Consider the following 18,542-nt stretch of genomic DNA (forward strand, 5'->3'; position numbering starts at 1 on the left):
GGCGGTGCCGCGCTCAGTGGGCGAGCGGCAGCCAGACGCGCATCGGTGCGGGGCCGCGGTTCGCCCAGGCGTAGTACGGCACGGCGGTCGCGGTGACGGCCTGGAGGCCGGTGGTCGCGTCGGCGGGACCGGCCGTGGTCGCGGAGCCGGCCGCGTCGGTGACGGGGGTCGCCCCGGCGGGACCGGCCGCGGTCGCGGAGCCGGCCGCTTCGGTCACGGGGGTGGCGTCGGCGGGGTGCGTCGCGCCTCCCGTCCGCTCCAGCCGTCGGTACGGCCACGCCGCCTGCTCGTGCCGCGCCGGAGCGTGCCCGGCGACGCGCAGCGTGACGACGCCGTCGAGCAGGTCGTCGCGGCGCTCCTCGGTTACCGGCGCGCTCGCGTCGACCGTCAGGTCGTCGACCGTGAAGCCCTGCTGGTCCGCCTGCTCGACGGCGTAGACGAGCGGCCCGCGCTCGATCGCCACCTGGCCCCGTGCCGCGTCGATGCGGGGATCCGCCACGTAGCGGTGCGGCGTCGTGTCGAAGGCGAGCTCGACGGTGTCACCGGCCGTCCACGCGCGCTCGACCACGTGCAGGGTGCCGGGCTCCGGGGTCGCGGTGCCGTCGGGGGTGGTCACGGTGGTGGTGTCCGACCACGCCGGGATGCGGAGTCCGAGCGCCAGGGGGCCGTCCTCGGTCACCGTGACGACCACGCGGCCGTCGTGCGGGTAGCCGGTCGCGACGCGGACGGGGCCGAGGTCGGCGTCCGCGTACTGGTGGACCTGCAGGCCGCCGTCGGTCGCCGTCGCCAGGTACCCGTCGAGGCTCGCGAACGTGCGCATGATGTTCGGCGGGCAGCAGGCGCAGTCGAACCAGCCGCGACGTCCGTGGGCGGGGGAGCGGTTCTCGTCCTGGTGCGCGCCGTCGCGGTGCTGCAGCGGGTTGACGTAGAAGTACTCGGTGCCGGCGAGGCTCACGCCGGGCAGGAACGCGTTGTAGAGCAGGCGCTCGATCGCATCGGCGTACACGGGCTTCCCCGTCGCGAGCAGCAGCCGCCACGCCCACTGGATGCCGCCGATGGCCGCGCACGTCTCGGCGTAGCCGCGGTCCGTCGGGAGCTCGTACGGGTCGCCGAACGCCTCCCAGTCCCAGCGGGCGCCGAGGCCGCCGGTGATGAACGCCTTCGTGGCCGTCATGTCCGCGAACTGGCGCTCGCTCGCCGTGAGGAGCTCGGTGTCGCCGGTCTCGATCGCGACGTCCACGGCACCGGCGGCCAGGTAGACGGCGCGGACGGCGTGGCCCTCGACGGTGGTGGCCTCGCGGACGGGGACCCGGTCGGAGAAGTACGTCGGCTCGCCGCCGGCGCGCTCGATGATGCCGCGCCCGCGGGCGTCGACGAACCAGTGCGCCAGGTCGAGGTAGGCGCGGGTGCCGGTCTCGCGGTACAGCTCGACGAGCCCCATCTCGACGACGGGGTGGCCGTCGACGTCCTGGGTGCGGTCGTCACCCGGGCCGAACGTCCGGACGAGGTGGTCGGCGTTCCGCACGGCCACCTCGAGCAGGCCGGTGTCACCCGTGGCGCGGTGCTGCGCGACCGCGGCCTGGTACAGGTGCCCGGCGCAGTACATCTCGTGGCTCCACTTCAGGTCGACGTACCGCTCGCCCCCGCCCCGGACCTGCTGCACCGAGTCGAGGTAGCCGTCCTCCGCCTGCGCCCTGGCGTAGAGCGCCGTCACCTCGCGCTGCAGCTCGAGCAGGTCGTCGGCCGGGGCCCGGCCGTACTCCCACGCAACGGCCTCGAGCCACTTCGTCACGTCGGAGTCCATGAAGATCGGCCCGACCGCCTCGCCCTGCTCGTCGCCCGCGGCGATGCGCAGGTTCCGGAAGTTCCCTGCGTCGCGGAGGCGCTCGTACCCGCTGCGGACGGCGTCGCGACCGTTGCGGTCCTGGCGCAGTGCCCAGAAGCCCCCGGTGATGCGCGCAGCGCCGGCGGGGAGCGGGCGGGACACCAGGTGTGCACCCGCGGTCGGGAGGACCGGGGTCGCGGTCCGCGCCCCGCGTCCCGTCGCGGGGGTGGCCGTCGGGGTTCCGGTCGTGGTGGTCATGGCGCCTCCTTGCGTCTGACTGGCGGCCGTCCGTGCGGAAAGCGCTTTCCGGGACGACCGTACGACAGGTGGTGCGGCAGCACAAGAGCGCAGTCGCCTAGGATCGGCGCGGGCTCGGTCGGCCGGGCCCCTGCCGGAAAGGACGTTGCCGTGGCCACGGACCGCAGAGCCCGACTCGCTCGCATCAGCGACGTCGCAGCGCTCGCCGGGGTGTCCATCGGGACGGCGTCGAAGGCGCTGAACGACACCGGGCAGCTGCGCGACGAGACCCGGGCGCGGGTCAAGGACGCGGCGGAGAAGCTCGGGTTCGTCGGCGACGCACGTGCCCGTGCGCTGTCCTCCGGTCGGACGTGGACGGTCGGCATGGTGACGACCGACTCGTTCGGACGGTTCACGATGCCGGTGCTGCTCGGGGCCGAGGACGCCCTCTCCGCCGGCGAGGTGATGGTCCTGGTCGCCGACACCCGCGACGACCACGTGCGCGAGGCCCACTACCTCCGGTCGCTCGTCGCCCGCGGCGTCGACGGCATCATCGTCACCGGCCGCTCCGCCGATGCCCGGCCGCCGATCGAGGTGCCGGTCCCGGTGCCCGTCGTCTACGCGCTGACCCCGTCCACCGACCCCGCGGACGTCTCGATCACACTCGACGACCCCGCCGGCGCTGCTGCTGCGGCGGCGCACCTCGTCGGACTCGGGCGGCATCGGGTCGCCGTCGTCACGGGCCCGCAGGACGCGCGGTCGGCGGTCGACCGGGCGCGCGGGGCTGCCCCGGTGCTCGGTGACCGGATGGTGGGCGCTCCGATGCACGGGGAGTGGTCCGAGCGCTGGGGGCGGCAGGCCGTCGACCTGCTCGACCGGGAGCCGTCCGCGGTGGACGCGGTGCTGTGCGGGAACGACCAGATCGCCCGTGGCGTGTGCGACCGACTGCGGGAGACCGGGCGGTCGGTGCCGGGGGACGTCGCCGTGACCGGGTACGACGACTGGGACGTGGTGGCGCTCGCGTCGCGGCCCCCGCTGACCACCGTCGACATGCGGCTCGACGAGCTCGGTCGCATCGCGGGCCGGGCGCTGCTCGAGCTCGTGGCCGGAGGGAGTCCGGTCTCGACGGCCGTCACCCCGTCGCTCGTCGTCCGCGAGAGCACCCTCGGCGCGTAGTCCTGCGGCCGGGCGCCGGGCGGTTGTTCCGCTGACCGGGTCGCGGATGGGGCAGGACCCGCCACGTGCGGTCGCCGAGCGGGCGAGATGTGGCGGAGAGGGGGGTCGAGGGTGACAGATCGGGCCCGCTCGGTGGGGCTTGGTGGGGCTCGGTACGGCTCGGCGGAGAGAGCAGCCCGGCTGCGCGAGCGGGCACGACCTGCCGCGGGGGTGCCGCCGAGCGGGTGGGATGTATCGGCGAGGGATGTCGAGCGTGACGGATCGGGCCCGCTCGATGGGGCTCGGTGGGGCTTGGTGGGGCTCGGTACGGCTCGGTGGACAGAGCAGCCCGGCTGCGCGAGCGGGCACGACCTGCCGCGGGCGTTCCGCCGAGTGGGTGCGATGTGTCGGCGCGGGATGCCGAGCGTGACGGATCGTGCCCGCTCGGCGGGGGGAGCAGCGGGGGGAGCGGGCGGGAGCCCGGCGCGCGCGAGCAGGGCGGCGCGCCGACGCGTTGCAGGCGTGAGCGCTCACGTGCCAGGATGTGAGCGCTCACGCAGGACGACGAGGTCTCGGGAGGACACATGAGCGACGACCGCCGGCAGCAGGTCGAGGACGGCCGCACGACACTCGGCATCGAGCTCGGCTCCACCCGGATCAAGGCCGTGCTCGTCGACGAGCAGCTCCGACCGATCGCGAGCGGCTCCCACGAGTGGGAGAACGAGTACGTCGACGGGCGGTGGACCTACCCGCTGGTCGCCGTCGAGACCGGTGTCCGCGCGGCCTACGCCGACCTGGTCGCCGACGTCGAGCGGCAGTTCGGCGTCCGCCCGACGGCCTTCCGCGCGGCGGGCGTCTCGGCGATGATGCACGGCTACCTGGCGTTCGACGAGGACGGCGACCTCCTCGTCCCGTTCCGCACCTGGCGCAACACCTCGACCGGCCCGGCCGCCGAGCAGCTGAGCGCCGCGCTCGACTTCAACGTCCCGCAGCGCTGGTCGGTCGCGCACCTGTACCAGGCCGTGCTCGACGACGAGTCGCACGTCGCCCAGCTGGCCGGCGTCACGACGCTCGCCGGGTACGTGCACCGCATGCTCACGGGCCGCGACGTCCTCGGCGTCGGCGACGCGAGCGGCATGTTCCCGATCGAGTCCGGCCCGGTCGAGAGCGCCCCGGGGGAGCCCGGTCGCCGCGACTACGACGCGTCGATGCTCGCCGCCACGCAGGACCTGCTCGGCGACCGCGTCCCGGACCTCCGCGCCCTGCTCCCCGAGGTGCTCGTCGCGGGTGAGGACGCGGGTGCGCTCACCCGCGAGGGAGCCACGTGGCTCGACCCCACCGGCACGCTGCAGCCCGGCGTCCCGTTCTGCCCGCCCGAGGGCGACGCCGGCACGGGCATGGTGGCCACGAACGCCGTCGCCCCGCGCACCGGCAACGTCAGCGTCGGCACGAGCATCTTCGCGATGGTCGTGCTCGAGCGGGCGCTCCGGACCCCGCACGAGGAGCTCGACGTCGTCACGACCCCGGCCGGTGACGCGGTCGCGATGGTGCACTGCAACAACGGTGCGAGCGAGATCGCCGCCTGGGCCCGTGTCTTCGGCCGGTTCGCCGAGGCCACGAGCGAACGGACCGGCAGCGCGTCGGTCCCCGTCGACGACGTCTACGCCACCCTGCTGGCCGAGGCCGCCGACGCGGACCCGGACGCCGGCGGGCTGCTCTCCTTCAACTACCTGGCCGGCGAGCCGGTCACGCACGTCGAGGACGGCCGACCCCTGCTGCTGCGCACCCCCGGTGCCCGCTTCACGCTCGGCAACCTCGTCCGCTCCGAGGTGCACGGTGCCTTCGCGACCCTCGCGATCGGCATGGACGTCCTGCACGGCGAGGAGGTCGCCGTCGACCGGATGACCGCGCACGGCGGCCTCTTCCGCACGCCGGGTGCCCCGCAGCGCCTGCTCGCCGCAGCGCTCCGCGTGCCGGTCGCCCTCGAGGAGACCGCGGGCGAGGGTGGCGCCTGGGGCATCGCGGTGCTCGCGGCGTACCTGGAGCACACCGACCGCCCGCTGGAGGACTTCCTCGCCGACACGGTGTTCCGCGGCGACGCGGTCCACGTCGCCGAGCCCGAGGACCGCGACGTCGCGGGCTTCCAGGACTACCTGGCCCGGTACCGCGCGGCCCTCCCCGTGCAGGACGTCGCCGCCGCCGCGACCCGCACCAGCGGGGCGAGCGACCAGGCCGGACCGACGGACCAGGCCGCACCGACGGACCAGGCCGCACCGACGGACCAGGCCGCACCGACGGGGCAGCCCGCACCGACCGACCAGGGCGAGCCGACCGACGTGGTCGAGGCGCGCCTCCAGACCGAGAAGGAGTCAGCCGCATGACCGGACCGATCACGGACGAGACGAGGGCGGCGGTCGCCGCGGCGCGGGAGCGCGTCGCGTCCCTGCACGGCGAGCTCGTCCGCTACGGCCTCGTCATCTGGACGGGCGGCAACGTCTCCGAGCGCGTGCCGGGCACCGACCTGTTCGTCATCAAGCCGAGCGGGGTCTCCAGCGACGACCTCACCCCGGAGAACCAGGTGGTCTGCACCCTCGACGGGCTGCCCGCCGAGGGGTGGGGCAACGCGCACGGCCCGTCGTCCGACACCGCCGCGCACGCCTTCGTCTACCGGAACATGCCCGAGGTGGGCGGCGTCGTGCACACCCACTCGACGTACGCCACGGCGTGGGCCGCCCGCGCCGAGGAGATCCCCTGCGTGATCACCGCGATGGCGGACGAGTTCGGCGGTCCGATCCCGGTCGGCCCGTTCGCGATCATCGGCGACGACTCCATCGGCCGCGGCATCGTCGACACCCTCGCCGGTCACCGGAGCCGCGCCGTGCTCATGCAGAACCACGGCGTCTTCACGATCGGCAAGGACGCGAAGGACGCCGTGAAGGCGGCGGTGATGTGCGAGGACGTCGCACGCACGGTGCACATCGCGAAGCAGGGCGGGGAGCTCGTGCCGATCGCCCCCGACGACATCGATCGACTCTTCGATCGCTACCAGAACGTCTACGGACAGAACCCCGAAGGAGCCATGCGATGACGCAGGTGAACCCCCAGGCCACCCTCGACAGCTACGAGGTCTGGTTCCTCACCGGGTCGCAGGGCCTGTACGGCGAGGAGACCCTGCGCCAGGTCGAGGAGCAGAGCAAGGCCGTGCACGCGGAGCTCGCGGGTGCACTGCCCGTGAAGCTCGTGTGGAAGCCGGTGCTCAAGGACGCCGACGGCATCCGTCGCGCGCTCATCGAGGCGAGCGCCGACGACAAGGTCATCGGTGTGACGACGTGGATGCACACGTTCAGCCCGGCCAAGATGTGGATCGGTGGCCTGCAGGCGCTCACGAAGCCGCTGCTGCACCTGCACACCCAGGCGAACGTCGCGCTGCCGTGGGGCGACATCGACTTCGACTTCATGAACCTCAACCAGGCCGCGCACGGCGACCGCGAGTTCGGCTACGCGCTGGCCCGCCTCGGCGTCCGGCACGCGACCGCCGTCGGGCACGTGTCCGACCCGCGCGTGGTCTCGCGGGTGGAGGACTGGACGCGCGCCGCGGCCGGTGCGGCGGCCGTCCGCGAGCTGAAGCTGACGCGCTTCGGCGACAACATGCGGTACGTCGCCGTCACCGAGGGCGACAAGACCGAGGCGGAGATCGAGCTCGGCGTGCAGGTGAACACCTGGGCCGTGAACGAGCTGGCCGCAGCGGTGGCCGAGGCCGAGGCGGACACGGCAGCGATCGACGAGCTCGTCGCCGTCTACGAGCGCGACTACGACGTCGACGCGTCGCTGCGGCGCGACGGCGGTGACCGTCACCAGGCGCTCCGCGACGGCGCCGCGATCGAGCTCGGCCTCCGTGCACTCCTGGAGCAGAACGGCTCCGCTGCGTTCACGACGAACTTCGAGGACCTCGGCACGCTCAAGCAACTGCCCGGCCTCGCGGTGCAGCGGCTCATGGCCGACGGCTACGGCTTCGGCGCCGAGGGCGACTGGAAGACCGCCGTCCTCGTCCGCGCGATGAACGTCGCCGGTGCGGGCCTGCCCGGCGGTGCCTCCCTCATGGAGGACTACACGTACGACCTCACCCCGGGTGCCGAGAAGATCCTCGGCGCGCACATGCTCGAGGTCTCGCCGACGCTCACCACCGCGACGCCGACGCTCGAGATCCACCCGCTCGGCATCGGCGGCAAGGACGACCCGGTGCGCCTGGTCTTCACCGCGGACGCGGGCGAAGCCGTCGTGGTCGCCCTGTCCGACACGCGCGACGGCTTCCGCCTCACCGCGAACGTCGTCGACGTCGTCCCGCCGACCGAGGCGCTGCCGAACCTGCCGGTCGGCCGTGCCGTCTGGGAGCCGCGTCCGTCGTTCCCGGTCGCCGCGGAGGCCTGGCTCACCGCCGGCGCCGCGCACCACACCGTCATGACGACGGCCGTCGGCCTGCAGGTCGTCGAGGACCTCGCGACCATGGTCGGCACCGAGTTCCTGGTCATCGACGAGCACACCACGGCTCGCGGGTTCCGCGACGAGCTCCGCCTGCAGCAGGCGTGGCACCGTCTCGACCGCGGGTTCTAGGACCGTGACCGTGGCCGCGACGACGCGCACCAACTGGGCGGGGAACGTCACCTACCGCGCCTCCGCGCTCGACCGCCCCACCTCGGTGGCGGCGGTCCAGCAGCTCGTCGCGGCCACGCCGCGCCTGACGGCGCTCGGCTCGACGCACTCGTTCAACGAGATCGCCGACACCGACGCCGTCCAGGTCACGCTCGCCGGCCTCCCGCCGGTGCTCGAGGTCGACGCCGACCGGCGCGTGGTGCGGGTCGCCGCCGGCATGACGCACGCACAGGTGGCGGCCGGCCTGGAGGCTCGTGGCTGGGCCCTCGCGAACCTCGCCTCCCTGCCGCACATCTCGGTCGCCGGCGCGGTCGCCACCGGCACGCACGGCTCCGGCGTCCGCAACCCGTCGCTCGCGCAGGCGGTGGTCGGGCTCGAGGTCGTCCGGGCCTCCGGCGACGTCGTCCGGGTCGACGCGTCGTCGCCGGACGGCGCCCTCGACAAGCACCGGGTGGCACTCGGTGCGCTCGGCGTCGTCACCGCGGTCGAGCTCGCGATCGAGCCGACGTTCCAGGTGGCCACGACCGTGCACCTCGACCTGCCGTGGGACGCCGTCCTCGAGCACTTCGACCGGGTGGTGTCGGACGCGTACTCGGTGTCCTTGTTCACCTCGTTCGACGACCGCGGTGCCCGACAGGTCTGGACGAAGCACCGCGTCGACGAACCTGCACCGTCGGTCGACCTCGTCGCGCTCGGTGCCCGTCGGGCGGGCGGGCCCGTGCACCCGGGGGAGAACGACGCCGCGAGCGTCACCGAGCAGGGCGGGGTCCCCGGGCCGTGGGCCGAGCGGCTGCCGCACTTCCGGTCGACCTTCGAGCCGTCCACCGGTGCCGAGATCCAGGCGGAGTACCTGGTCCCCGCAGAGCACGCCGTCGCCGCGCTCGATGCGCTGCGCCCGCTCGAGCCGCTCTTCGCGCCGCTGCTCATCGCGGCCGAGGTCCGGACGATCGCCGCCGACACGGCATGGCTGGCGCCCTCGTCGGGACGGCAGTCGGTCGGGCTGCACTTCACCTTCCGACGGGACGCCGAGGCCGTGGCTGCCGCGGTCGAGCGGATCGAGGAGGTCCTCGCGCCCTTCGATCCCCGCCCGCACTGGGGGAAGGTCTCCGCCGCGAGCGTCGAACGCCTGCGCGAGGCGTACCCGCGCCTCGACGACTTCGCGGCGCTCGCGCGGGACCTCGACCCGACCGGGCGGTTCCGCAACGCGTTCCTGGCGCGCCTGCTGTCCTGACGCGCCTGCCGTCCTGACGCGCCTGCGGTCCTGACCGACGGGGTGCCCCTCGCCGCTGGTGGCGGCGAGGGGCACCCGCATCCTCAGCCCTTGCGGAGCAGGTCGACCAGCAGTCTGGTGGTGTTCACGAGCAAGCTCGCGATCCCCAGCCAGAGCGCGTGACGCCTGTTCCGGCCGTCGTCGTCTCGCGACATCGAGGACCTCCTGGTGTCGTCGCCGGCGGACACGAAGAGCGTCGAGCCAGGGATGCGAAGCCGAGCGGGCTCGGCTACCATCGGTCCGAGCGCTGAGCTCGGGGATGGGTTTGCATCCCTGGCTTTCCACTCGGAAGGCGAACTGAGGCCCGGATCTGTTCCTGCAGATCCGGGCCTCGCACGTCCACCTGGCCGCGCTCCGGCGGGTGCACGGCCGAGGACACCCTCCCGAACCGTCCGGTGATGTACCACCGGATCGGAGTGGCTGTCGCTGTGTTCCGCAGTCGGACGTGCCGGCCGCTCCGTCGCTCCCAGCGCTCTCGGACCTGATCGGCGGGTGGCGCACTGCTCGGTTGCTGAGTGCTCTCATGTGTGATCACAAAGGTTGGGGCATGGCGAACCTCAACCGGATCCTCGGCATGGCCTCGAAGGTCATCGACAAGCAGATGCAGAAGCAGCGCGCGCAGGGGAACGCCGCAGCCGGCCACCAGCAGAACCCGCACGGCACCGGGGGCGGGACCGACTGGCGTGACATCGTGCGGACTGCCGCGGACAAGCTGACGGGCGACGACCGGTCGCGACAGCCGCAGCCGGGACAGCAGCAGCCGGGACAGCAGCAGCCGGGACAGCAGCAGTACGGGCAGCCGCAGCAGCAGTACGGGCGGCCCGAGCAGCACCCGGGGCAGCCGCAGGCGCACGGCGGGCATGCCGACGCCGACAAGGTCGCCCTGGCGAAGTACGACTACCTGCTGCGGACGGCGAGCCCGGACCAGATCGAGCAGGTGCACCACGACGCCTTCGCGCGGCTCACCCCGGCGCAGCGGCAGCAGGTTCGGGACCGGTTGAACTCGGAGCTCCCGCCGCACGAGCACCTGCGGGACGACTCGTCCGGCGGCATGGCGCGGGCGATGACCCGCGGCGAGATGTCCCGACCCGGGCTCATCCGCCGCGTGCTCGGCGGCTCCGGGCGACCGGGCAGCGGCAGGGGTGGTGCCTTCGCCGGCGGTGCTGCCGTCGGTGCCGGTGCGGTGGTGCTCGGTGGTCTCGCGGTGGCGGTCGCCGGAGGAGCGGTGGTGAGCGCAGCGGCGGCACCCGTGCTGGCCGGCGCGGCCGACCTCGGTGTCGACTTCGAGGGCATCGCCTCGGGCATTGGCGACCTCGGTCTCGCGGACCTGGGCGGCAGCGTCGAGGGCTTCGCGGCCGAGGGCGAGCAGTTCCTGGGCGGACTGGGCGAGCAGGCGTCCGGCCTCGGCGAGCAGGCATCCGGCCTGGGCGAGCAGGCGTCGAACCTCGGCAACGACTTCCTCGGTGGGCTGTTCGATCGCTGACACGCCCGGCGGCCGACGTGCTCACTCCCGTCGGACGAGCGCGTCGCCGACGGTGCTGCGGTAGTACAGCACCGCGCGGCCGTACCGCGTCCGGTTGAGCAGCCCGCCCCGTTCCATCACCCGCAGGTGCTGGTTGACGGCCGAGGTGGAGACGCCGAACCGCATCGCGAGGTCGGTCGACGACGCAGGCTCGCCGAGCGCGTCGAGGAGCGCGGCCCGCGTGCCCCCGAGCAGGTCGCGGACGGCGCCGGCGTCGGGGTGCGACGCGGTCGACCACATCGCGCCCTGCCCCCGCGCCGGGTACATGACGGTCGGGGGCATGTCGTCGTCGATCGGCGTCGACGCGCGGACGACGAACACCGACGGGACGAGCGTCAGTCCCTCGCCCTGCACCGGGCGGTCGCGCGCGATCGGGCTGCTCAACCGGACGTCGACGTGTCGGCCGTCGAAGCGCACCGACTCGGACAGCCCACCGAGCACCGCGCCGACGCCCTCGTGCGCGGCGATCCGGCCGCGGTGCGTCACGTCGGCCTGCAGCACGCGGCGCATCCGCGGCCAGTACGGTGCGAAGCAGAGCTCCCACGTGGTGGCGAGCGCCCGGACGAGCCGGTCGACGACGTCCTCGTGACGCCCGACGAACACGTCCGGCACGGTGCCGTGCACCCGCTCGAGGTCGGTCCGGAGCCGGGAGGGCGAGATCCGGCCGAGGGCACGGAGCTCGTCGTCGAACGACCCCAGCGGGGACTCCGGACGGGGGTTGACGAAGTCCGCGACCCACCGGCGCTCGTCGACCAGGCCGGCGAGGACGGGGCCGTCGAGGACGGGCAGTACGCCGGCGATGCGCTCGAGCCACGGCCGCTGCAAGGGGTACCGCTCCGGTGCTCGGAAGGCGCGCAGCCCGAGGCCGAGCTCCGACAGCGGCGAGATGCCGAACCGCACCGCCGAGACGTCGGAGGGCTCGAGCCGGTAGCGGATCATGAAGCCTGACGCTACATCCGTTCTGGTCAGCACCGCGCTGCTGCGAGAACAGGACTGTGAGCACCACGGCGCAACCGGTCCCGATCCGCACCCTGGTCCGACAGGACCCGACGCTCCGACGCCTGCTCACGGTCACGTTGGTGGACACCCTCGGGCGCGGTGCCTTCTTCACGCTCACCTCGCTGTACCTCACCACGATCGTCGGGATCCCGGCCGTCGCGGTCGGTCTCGGCCTCACGGTCGCCGGCGCGGTCGGCGTCGCCGCGTCGCTCGTGTTCGGGCACCTCGCGGACCGGTTCAGCGCGCGACGGATGCTCGTGTGGCTGCACCTGGTGCAGGGGCTCGCGCTCATCAGCTACGTGCTCGTCCACGACCTGCCGACGCTCGTCGCGACGGCGTCCGTCGTGACCCTCGCGCAGCAGGGCGGCAGCGCCGTCCGGAGCGCTGCGGTCGGCCGGGCGTTCCCCGGTGGGGAGCGGGTCCGCGTCCGGGCGACCATGCGCACGGTCACGAACGTCGGCATCGGCGTGGGCACCGCGCTCGCCGCGGTCCCGCTCGCGATCGGCACCGGCGAGGCCTACCGCGTGACGATGGTGCTCTCCGGCGCGCTGTTCCTGGCGTCGGCGGTCCTCGTCGCGGGTCTGTCGGCGGCGCGCGTCGACGCGGCCCCCGCGGACCGCACGGACACCGGCACGATCGTGCGCCGGGAACCCGCCGGCCGGAGCCCTTACCGCGACGTGCGCTTCCTCGCCGTCACCGCCCTGACGGGACTGTTCGGCATGCAGTTCGGCCTGTTCGAGGTCGGGGTGCCGATCTGGATCGTGCAGCACACCGTCGCCCCGGACGTGCTCGTCTCGCCGCTGCTGCTCGTGAACACCGTGATCGTCGTCCTGCTGCAGGTCCGGCTGAGCCGCGGGACGGACTCCGTCGCGGGAGCGGCCCGGGTGATGCGGCACGCGGGGTGGGTCATGGCGGTGGCGTGCGGCCTGTGGGCCGCCGCCGGGTGGGTCCGCGGGGACGACTGGGTGCCGGCTGCGACCGCGACCGCCGTGCTCGTCCTCGCGGCCGTCGCGCACTCGCTCGCGGAGATCACGTCGAGTGCGGCGGGGTGGGCGCTGAGCTTCGAGCTCGCACCGGCGGACCGGATCGGTGCGTACCAGGGCGTGTACGGCACCGGGTACGCGGTCGCTGCGATGATCGCGCCCACCGTGGTGACCCTCACCGCCGTCGACCTCGGGACCGCCGGCTGGGCGATCCTCGCCGTCGTGTTCCTCGGCTCGGCGCTCGGGGTCGGAGCGATCGCCGGACGCGCCGCGAGGACGACGGTCACGGCCTGACGGGCCGCGCCGCGCCTCCCGACCGGTGTCCGTCGTCGCCGTCCGTCGGGCGTGACCGGACGCCTCGCGCGCCGCGGGAATACGCTCGAGCCGCAGGCGTTGTGCTGTTGCGTCGTGCAATGTTGCGTTGCATGTCGTCCGGACCACGCGAGCGTTCGGGTCCGCGCACCGACCGGTGCCACCATGGACCGCCCGGCCACCCGAACCGGGACGGACACCCCGTCCACCACGACGACGCTGGCCGCAGCAGACCGGACCCCCGGTCGGCGGCGCTCGACACCCCCACCCCCCCCACGAGGAGCAGCACACCATGCACCGCCCCAAGCGCTTGACGATCACCGCGGCCGTCGCCGCCGCCGCAGCCCTCGTGCTGACCGGCTGCTCGGGTGGCGGCGCGTCGGACGACGCGTCCACCGGCACGAGCAAGGGCGGCACGCTCGACATCCTCACCGCGCAGACCGCGCTGCACTGGGACCCGGCGACGAGCCAGAGCCTCGGCATCACCTCGATGGGCCTGGTCGCCCGCCGCCTGACCACCTGGGACGTCCAGCCCGGGAAGACCGCGAAGGTCGTCCCCGACCTGGCGACCACCACGGGTGAGTCGAGCAACGGCGGCAGGACCTGGACCTACACGCTCAAGGACGGCCTGAAGTTCCAGGACGGCACGCCGATCACCACGAAGGACATCAAGTGGGGGATCGAGCGGTCCTTCGCGCCGAACCTCACCGGCGGCCTGAGCTACCACAAGTCCCTGCTGGTCGGCGGCTCCGACTACCAGGGCCCGTTCGAGGGGAAGACGCTCGACAGCATCGAGACCCCCGACGACAAGACCATCGTCTTCACGCTCGACGCCCCGTACGGCGACTGGCCGTGGCTCGCGTCGATGCCGGCGTTCGCGCCCGTGCCCGAGGGCGAGGGCAAGGACACCGGCGCGTACGACGCGAAGCCCGTGTCGAGCGGCCCGTACCAGATCGAGTCGAACACGCAGGGCTCGCAGGTGACGCTCGTCCGGAACAAGGAGTGGAGCGCGAAGACCGACGCGATCCGCACGGCCGGTCCGTCGAAGATCGTCTTCAAGGAGAGCCAGGACGCGTCGACCACGACGCAGAGCCTGATCGCCGACAACGGTGACGCGAAGAACGCGTTCGGTGCGCAGTTCCTCGGTGCCGCCGAGCTCAACCAGGTGCGCGCCAACCCCGCTGCGCAGGACCGCCTCGCGACGAGCAAGGCCGGCCCGATCACCTACATGGCGATCAACACGCAGCGCGGGGCGCTCAAGGACCTGAAGGTCCGCCAGGCGCTGCAGTACGCCGTCGACCGCAAGTCGTTCCGCATCGCCGCCGGCGGCGCGCTCGCCGGCGAGTACGCGTCGACGCTCGTGACGCCGGGCATCGCCGGACGCCAGGACTACGACCTGTACGAGACCGGCGCGACGGGCGACGTCGACAAGGCGAAGGCGCTGCTGCAGGACGCCGGTGCCGAGGACCTGAAGCTCACGCTGGTGACGCAGAACGACCCGACCTACCTGTCCCAGGCGCAGGCCCTGCAGGCGGGCCTGAAGCGTGCCGGCATCACGGTCACGCTCAAGCCGCTCGACTACGACTCGTTCACCCAGGCGACGACGAACGGCACCGACTTCGACCTCTCGCTGTCGAGCTGGCAGCCGGACTTCCCGAGCGCGAACGCCAACATCCAGCCGCTCTACGACTCGTCGGAGATCGGTGGGGGCGGGTACAACGTCTCGAAGTACAGCAACCCCGAGGTCGACGCCCTCATCGCGAAGGCCACCGGCACGGTCGACCAGTCCGAGGCGCAGGAGCTGTGGGCGCAGGCGGACCGGCGGATCATGGAGGACGCCCCCGTCGTCCCGCTGATCTACGCGAAGCAGTCCTTCCTGGCCGGGTCGAACGTCGAGAACTTCCGCATCGCGGACTTCCCGGCCTACCCGAACTACCTCAAGGTCTCGCTCTCGCAGTGAGTGCACCGCTGCTCGAGGTCGAGGGGCTCCGCGTCGCGTTCGGCGACGCGGAGCCCGTCGTCCGTGACGTCTCCTTCACCCTGACGCCCGGCCGGGTGCTCGCGCTCGTCGGCGAGTCCGGTTCGGGCAAGTCCGTCAGCGCGATGAGCGTGCTCGGACTCCTGCCACCCTCCGCCCGTGTGTCGGGCAGCGCCCGGTTCCGCGGGACCGAGCTCATCGGCGCCTCCGTGGACGAGCTGCGCGCCGTCCGTGGTGCGGGCATCGGGGTCGTGTTCCAGGAACCGATGAACTCGTTCACCCCCGTGCTGGCGATCGGCACGCAGATCGCCGAGGCCGTGCGGGCGCACCCGACCGACCTGGACCGGGCGGGCGTCTCCGCCCGCGTCGACGAGCTGCTCCGGGCTGCCGGGCTGCCGGACCCGGCCCGGATCCGGAAGGCCTACCCGCACGAGCTGTCCGGCGGGCAGCTCCAGCGGGCGATGATCGCGATGGCGCTCGCGGGAGACCCCGTCGCGTTGTTCGCCGACGAGCCGACGACCGCACTCGACGTGACGGTCCAGGCCGGGATCCTCGACCTGCTGCGTCGGCTCGGTCGCGAACGCGACCTCGCCGTCCTGCTCATCACCCACGACATGGGTGTGGTCGCGGACGTCGCCGACGAGGTGCTGGTGATGCGCCGCGGTGACCCCGTCGAGCACGGAGCGGTCGCCCACGTCTTCGCGCACCCGGGGGCCGACTACACGCGCGAGCTCCTCGCCGCGGTCCCCGCCCTGGAGGCACACCCCGCGTCCGCACCGTCGGCCGCGGCCGGGTCGGGGGCCGGGTCTCGTGCCTCCCGGCCATCACCCGCGGTCGCGCGCCTGCGCGACGTCGCCGTGCGCTACGCACGCCGCGGCGACCCCACGGTGCACGGGATCGACCTCGAACTCACGGCCGGCCGGACGCTCGGCCTGGTGGGGGAGTCGGGGTCCGGCAAGTCGACCATCGGCCGCGCGCTCGCCGGACTCGTCCCCGTCGTGGACGGCTCGGTCGAGGTCGACGGCAACGACCTGCGCACCGCACGCGGGAAGCGCCTGCGCGAGCTCCGCAGCCGCGTGGGCATCGTCTTCCAGGACCCGGCGTCGTCGCTGAACCCGCGACAGACCATCGGCTGGAGCATCGCCGAACCGCTGCTCGTGCACGGCGAGGGCACACCGGCCTCGCGCGCCGACCGCGCCCGCGAGCTCCTGTCCGCGGTGCAGCTCGACCCGTCGTGGACCGAACGGTTCCCGCACCAGCTGTCGGGCGGCCAGCGGCAGCGCGTCGCCGTCGCCCGGGCACTGGCGCTCCGACCGGCCCTGGTGATCGCCGACGAGCCGACCAGCGCCCTCGACGTCACCGTGCAGGCCGCCGTGCTCGACCTGCTCGCAGACCTGCAGGACGAGTTCGGCTTCGGCATGCTGCTCATCAGCCACGACCTGGCCGTCGTGCGTCAGCTCGCCGACGACGTCGTCGTGCTGCACGACGGCCGCATCGTCGAGCGCGGCGCGACCTCCGCCGTGCTCGACCACCCGCAGCAGGACTACACGCGCATGCTGCTCGCGGCGGCCCCGGTCGCCGATCCCGCGCGACAGGCCGCCCGCCGCGAGGCCTGGCGCGCCTGGGAAGGAGTGGTCTCGTGACCGCGAACGTCGTCGACCGGCCCGTCTCCGCGTCGGCCGGTCGGACCACCGGGTTCCGCGCCGTGGTGCGCCGGGTCCGTCAGGACCGCTGGGCCGTGGCCGCCGCGATCGTCATCGCGGTGTTCATCGTCGTGGCGATCGCCGCACCGCTCATCGCCGCCGCCACCGGGCGGAACCCGTACAGCTACGACGTCGACGCACTGAACGACTTCGGGGCTCCCCGCGGTGCTGCCGGCGGCGTGAGCGGCGAGCACTGGTTCGGCGTCGAGCCGCTGACCGGGCGGGACCTGTTCGCCATCGTGACCTACGGCGCACGGACCTCGCTCGGCATCGGGCTCGCCGCGACCGCGATGTCGATCGTGATCGGGGTGCTCGTCGGTGTCACCACCGGGTTCCTCGGCGGCTGGTACGACCGGGTGCTGTCGCGCGTGGTCGACGTGATCTTCGGGTTCCCGTCCCTGGTCTTCATGATCGCGCTCACCGCGGTCGTGCCGACCTCGTTCCCGAAGCCGCTGCTCGTCGTGCTCGTGATCGGGTTCTTCGGGTGGCCCTCCGTCGCCCGCGTCGTGCGCGGGCAGACGCTCTCGCTCGTGAGCCGGAACTACGTCGTCGCCTCGACCGCGATGGGTGCGGGGCGCTGGCACGTCATCCGAAAGCAGCTCCTGCCGAACCTCGCCGCGACGATCACCGTCTACGCGACCATCTCGATCCCGTCGATGATCGGCGCCGAGGCCGCGCTGTCCTTCCTGGCCGTCGGGGTGAACCCGCCGACGCCGTCGTGGGGCCGCAGCATCGGCGACGCGATCGGCTGGGTGCAGACCGATCCGATGTACCTCGTCTTCCCCGGAGCCGCACTGTTCCTCATCACCCTGGCCTTCAACGTGCTCGGTGACGCCCTGCGCGACGCCCTCGACCCGCGCGGGGGCGACCGATGAGCACCGTCCGCTTCCTGGCCGTCCGGATCCTCGGCGCCGTCGTCGTGCTGTTCGTCGTCGCGGCGATCACCTACGCGCTGTTCATGCTGCTGCCCACGAACCCGGCCCGGGCGATCTGCGACAAGCCCTGCACGCCCGAGCGGCTCGCTGACGTGCAGGCGTTCCTCGGCACCGACAAGCCGTGGTTCGCGCAGTTCGGGGCGTACCTCGCCGGCATCTTCGCCGGCCGCACCTTCGGTTCCGGAGCCTCCACGATCACGTGCGCGGCACCGTGCTTCGGGTACTCGTTCCAGCTGCACGACAGCGTCACGAACCTCATCGCGTCGCGCCTGCCCGTGACCGCGTCGATCGCCGTCGGGGCCGCCGTGCTGTGGCTCGTCGCCGGTGTGGCGGGCGGCACGGTGTCCGCGCTCAAGCGGGGGACGCTGGCCGACCGCGCCGTCATGACGGTCGCCGTCGCCGGGGTGTCCTCGCCCGCGTACCTGATCGGGCTGCTCGCGATCCTGCTGTTCGGGTTCACCCTCGGCTGGCTGCCCACGAGCGGGTACGTGCCGTTCGTCGAGGACCCGGTCGGGTGGGTGACGCACCTGGTGCTGCCGTGGTGCGTGCTCGCCTTCATCAGCGCGGCCATCTACGCGCGGCTGACCCGCGGCGAGATGCTCGAGTCGATGTCGCAGGACTTCGTCCGGACCGCGCGTGCGAAGGGCCTGCGGGAGCGGCAGGTCGTCGTGCGGCACGGACTCCGGACCGCGATCCTGCCCGTGGTGACGCTGTTCGGGCTCGACCTCGGGTCGCTGCTCGGCGGCGCGGTCATCACCGAGAAGGTGTTCTCGATGCAGGGCCTCGGAGCGCTGCTCATCGATGCGGTGCACACCCTCGACCTGCAGGTGGTCGTCGGCTTCACGGTGTTCTCGGCGCTGCTCATCGTCACCGCGAACGTGATCGTGGACGTCGTCTACGCGTTCGTCGACCCACGGGTGCGTCGCCGGGCGTAGGTGCCGGTCCCCGCTCGGCCGGCAGCCCGGGCCCGCGA

Annotated in this window: 13 protein-coding genes; 11 read left to right on the forward strand and 2 right to left on the reverse strand. The window is 73.2% G+C overall.

The window, feature by feature from the left end:
• Nucleotides 1-13 precede the first annotated feature (13 nt).
• Complete coding sequence (locus tag ACH0A8_RS09035) at nucleotides 14-2,083, reverse strand: glycoside hydrolase family 127 protein (protein ID WP_066655652.1); 2,070 nt, start codon at nucleotides 2,081-2,083, stop codon at nucleotides 14-16.
• Nucleotides 2,084-2,233: 150 nt separating this feature from the next.
• Between ACH0A8_RS09035 and ACH0A8_RS09040 the strand changes: the two genes are divergently transcribed.
• The 6 genes from ACH0A8_RS09040 (at nucleotide 2,234) to ACH0A8_RS09065 (ending at nucleotide 10,620) form a co-directional block, all read left to right on the forward strand.
• Nucleotides 2,234-3,238 (forward strand): LacI family DNA-binding transcriptional regulator, encoded by a 1,005-nt coding sequence (locus ACH0A8_RS09040; protein WP_209685698.1) that lies wholly within the window; start codon nucleotides 2,234-2,236, stop codon nucleotides 3,236-3,238.
• A gap of 563 nt (nucleotides 3,239-3,801) precedes the next feature.
• The gene (locus tag ACH0A8_RS09045) at nucleotides 3,802-5,598 is read left to right on the forward strand and encodes an FGGY-family carbohydrate kinase (RefSeq protein ID WP_406907020.1); all 1,797 of its coding nucleotides are present in this window, start codon (nucleotides 3,802-3,804) and stop codon (nucleotides 5,596-5,598) included.
• A complete protein-coding gene (locus ACH0A8_RS09050) occupies nucleotides 5,595-6,305 on the forward strand; it encodes an L-ribulose-5-phosphate 4-epimerase (protein ID WP_406907021.1) in 711 nt (236 codons plus the stop codon). Before ACH0A8_RS09045 ends, ACH0A8_RS09050 begins: the two co-directional genes overlap by 4 nt.
• Entirely contained in the window at nucleotides 6,302-7,828 is a 1,527-nt protein-coding gene (araA, locus tag ACH0A8_RS09055; protein ID WP_406907022.1) for an L-arabinose isomerase, read from the forward strand. The genes ACH0A8_RS09050 and araA overlap by 4 nt, the downstream gene beginning before the upstream one ends.
• Nucleotides 7,829-7,838: 10 nt before the next feature.
• A complete protein-coding gene (locus ACH0A8_RS09060) occupies nucleotides 7,839-9,098 on the forward strand; it encodes a D-arabinono-1,4-lactone oxidase (RefSeq protein WP_406907023.1) in 1,260 nt (419 codons plus the stop codon).
• Nucleotides 9,099-9,684: 586 nt separating this feature from the next.
• Nucleotides 9,685-10,620 carry a cation-transporting ATPase gene (locus ACH0A8_RS09065; RefSeq protein WP_406907024.1) on the forward strand — a complete coding sequence of 312 codons (936 nt, stop codon included), beginning with the start codon at nucleotides 9,685-9,687 and terminating at the stop codon, nucleotides 10,618-10,620.
• A 21-nt stretch (nucleotides 10,621-10,641) separates the two neighbouring features.
• On the opposite strand, the gene ACH0A8_RS09070 is transcribed toward ACH0A8_RS09065, so the two are convergent.
• On the reverse strand, nucleotides 10,642-11,598 hold the full coding sequence (locus ACH0A8_RS09070) for a DUF5937 family protein (RefSeq protein ID WP_406907025.1): 957 nt from the start codon (nucleotides 11,596-11,598) through the stop codon (nucleotides 10,642-10,644).
• Between the two features lie 56 nt (nucleotides 11,599-11,654).
• Between ACH0A8_RS09070 and ACH0A8_RS09075 the strand changes: the two genes are divergently transcribed.
• The 5 genes from ACH0A8_RS09075 (at nucleotide 11,655) to ACH0A8_RS09095 (ending at nucleotide 18,504) form a co-directional block, all read left to right on the forward strand.
• Nucleotides 11,655-12,935 carry an MFS transporter gene (locus tag ACH0A8_RS09075; RefSeq protein ID WP_406907026.1) on the forward strand — a complete coding sequence of 427 codons (1,281 nt, stop codon included), beginning with the start codon at nucleotides 11,655-11,657 and terminating at the stop codon, nucleotides 12,933-12,935.
• A 310-nt stretch (nucleotides 12,936-13,245) separates the two neighbouring features.
• Complete coding sequence (locus tag ACH0A8_RS09080) at nucleotides 13,246-14,913, forward strand: ABC transporter substrate-binding protein (RefSeq protein WP_209685711.1); 1,668 nt, start codon at nucleotides 13,246-13,248, stop codon at nucleotides 14,911-14,913.
• On the forward strand, nucleotides 14,910-16,574 hold the full coding sequence (locus ACH0A8_RS09085; protein ID WP_209685713.1) for an ABC transporter ATP-binding protein: 1,665 nt from the start codon (nucleotides 14,910-14,912) through the stop codon (nucleotides 16,572-16,574). Before ACH0A8_RS09080 ends, ACH0A8_RS09085 begins: the two co-directional genes overlap by 4 nt.
• Nucleotides 16,571-17,509, forward strand: a complete 939-nt coding sequence (locus ACH0A8_RS09090) for an ABC transporter permease (protein ID WP_209685715.1) — start codon at nucleotides 16,571-16,573, stop codon at nucleotides 17,507-17,509. The genes ACH0A8_RS09085 and ACH0A8_RS09090 overlap by 4 nt, the downstream gene beginning before the upstream one ends.
• Nucleotides 17,506-18,504 (forward strand): ABC transporter permease, encoded by a 999-nt coding sequence (locus ACH0A8_RS09095; RefSeq protein WP_066655611.1) that lies wholly within the window; start codon nucleotides 17,506-17,508, stop codon nucleotides 18,502-18,504. Before ACH0A8_RS09090 ends, ACH0A8_RS09095 begins: the two co-directional genes overlap by 4 nt.
• Nucleotides 18,505-18,542 lie beyond the last annotated feature (38 nt).

Source organism: Curtobacterium sp. 179-B 9B NHS, assembly GCF_045370965.1.
Classification (GTDB): domain Bacteria; phylum Actinomycetota; class Actinomycetes; order Actinomycetales; family Microbacteriaceae; genus Curtobacterium.

Bases quoted from the DNA above. Each gene is read 5' to 3' on its own strand.
- ACH0A8_RS09035 (WP_066655652.1), bottom strand. From the start codon at position 2,083: ATGACCACCACGACCGGAACCCCGACGGCCACCCCCGCGACGGGACGC.
- ACH0A8_RS09045 (WP_406907020.1), top strand. From the start codon at position 3,802: ATGAGCGACGACCGCCGGCAGCAGGTCGAGGACGGCCGCACGACACTC.
- ACH0A8_RS09050 (WP_406907021.1), top strand. From the start codon at position 5,595: ATGACCGGACCGATCACGGACGAGACGAGGGCGGCGGTCGCCGCGGCG.
- araA (WP_406907022.1), top strand. From the start codon at position 6,302: ATGACGCAGGTGAACCCCCAGGCCACCCTCGACAGCTACGAGGTCTGG.
- ACH0A8_RS09065 (WP_406907024.1), top strand. From the start codon at position 9,685: ATGGCGAACCTCAACCGGATCCTCGGCATGGCCTCGAAGGTCATCGAC.
- ACH0A8_RS09070 (WP_406907025.1), bottom strand. From the start codon at position 11,598: ATGATCCGCTACCGGCTCGAGCCCTCCGACGTCTCGGCGGTGCGGTTC.
- ACH0A8_RS09080 (WP_209685711.1), top strand. From the start codon at position 13,246: ATGCACCGCCCCAAGCGCTTGACGATCACCGCGGCCGTCGCCGCCGCC.
- ACH0A8_RS09095 (WP_066655611.1), top strand. From the start codon at position 17,506: ATGAGCACCGTCCGCTTCCTGGCCGTCCGGATCCTCGGCGCCGTCGTC.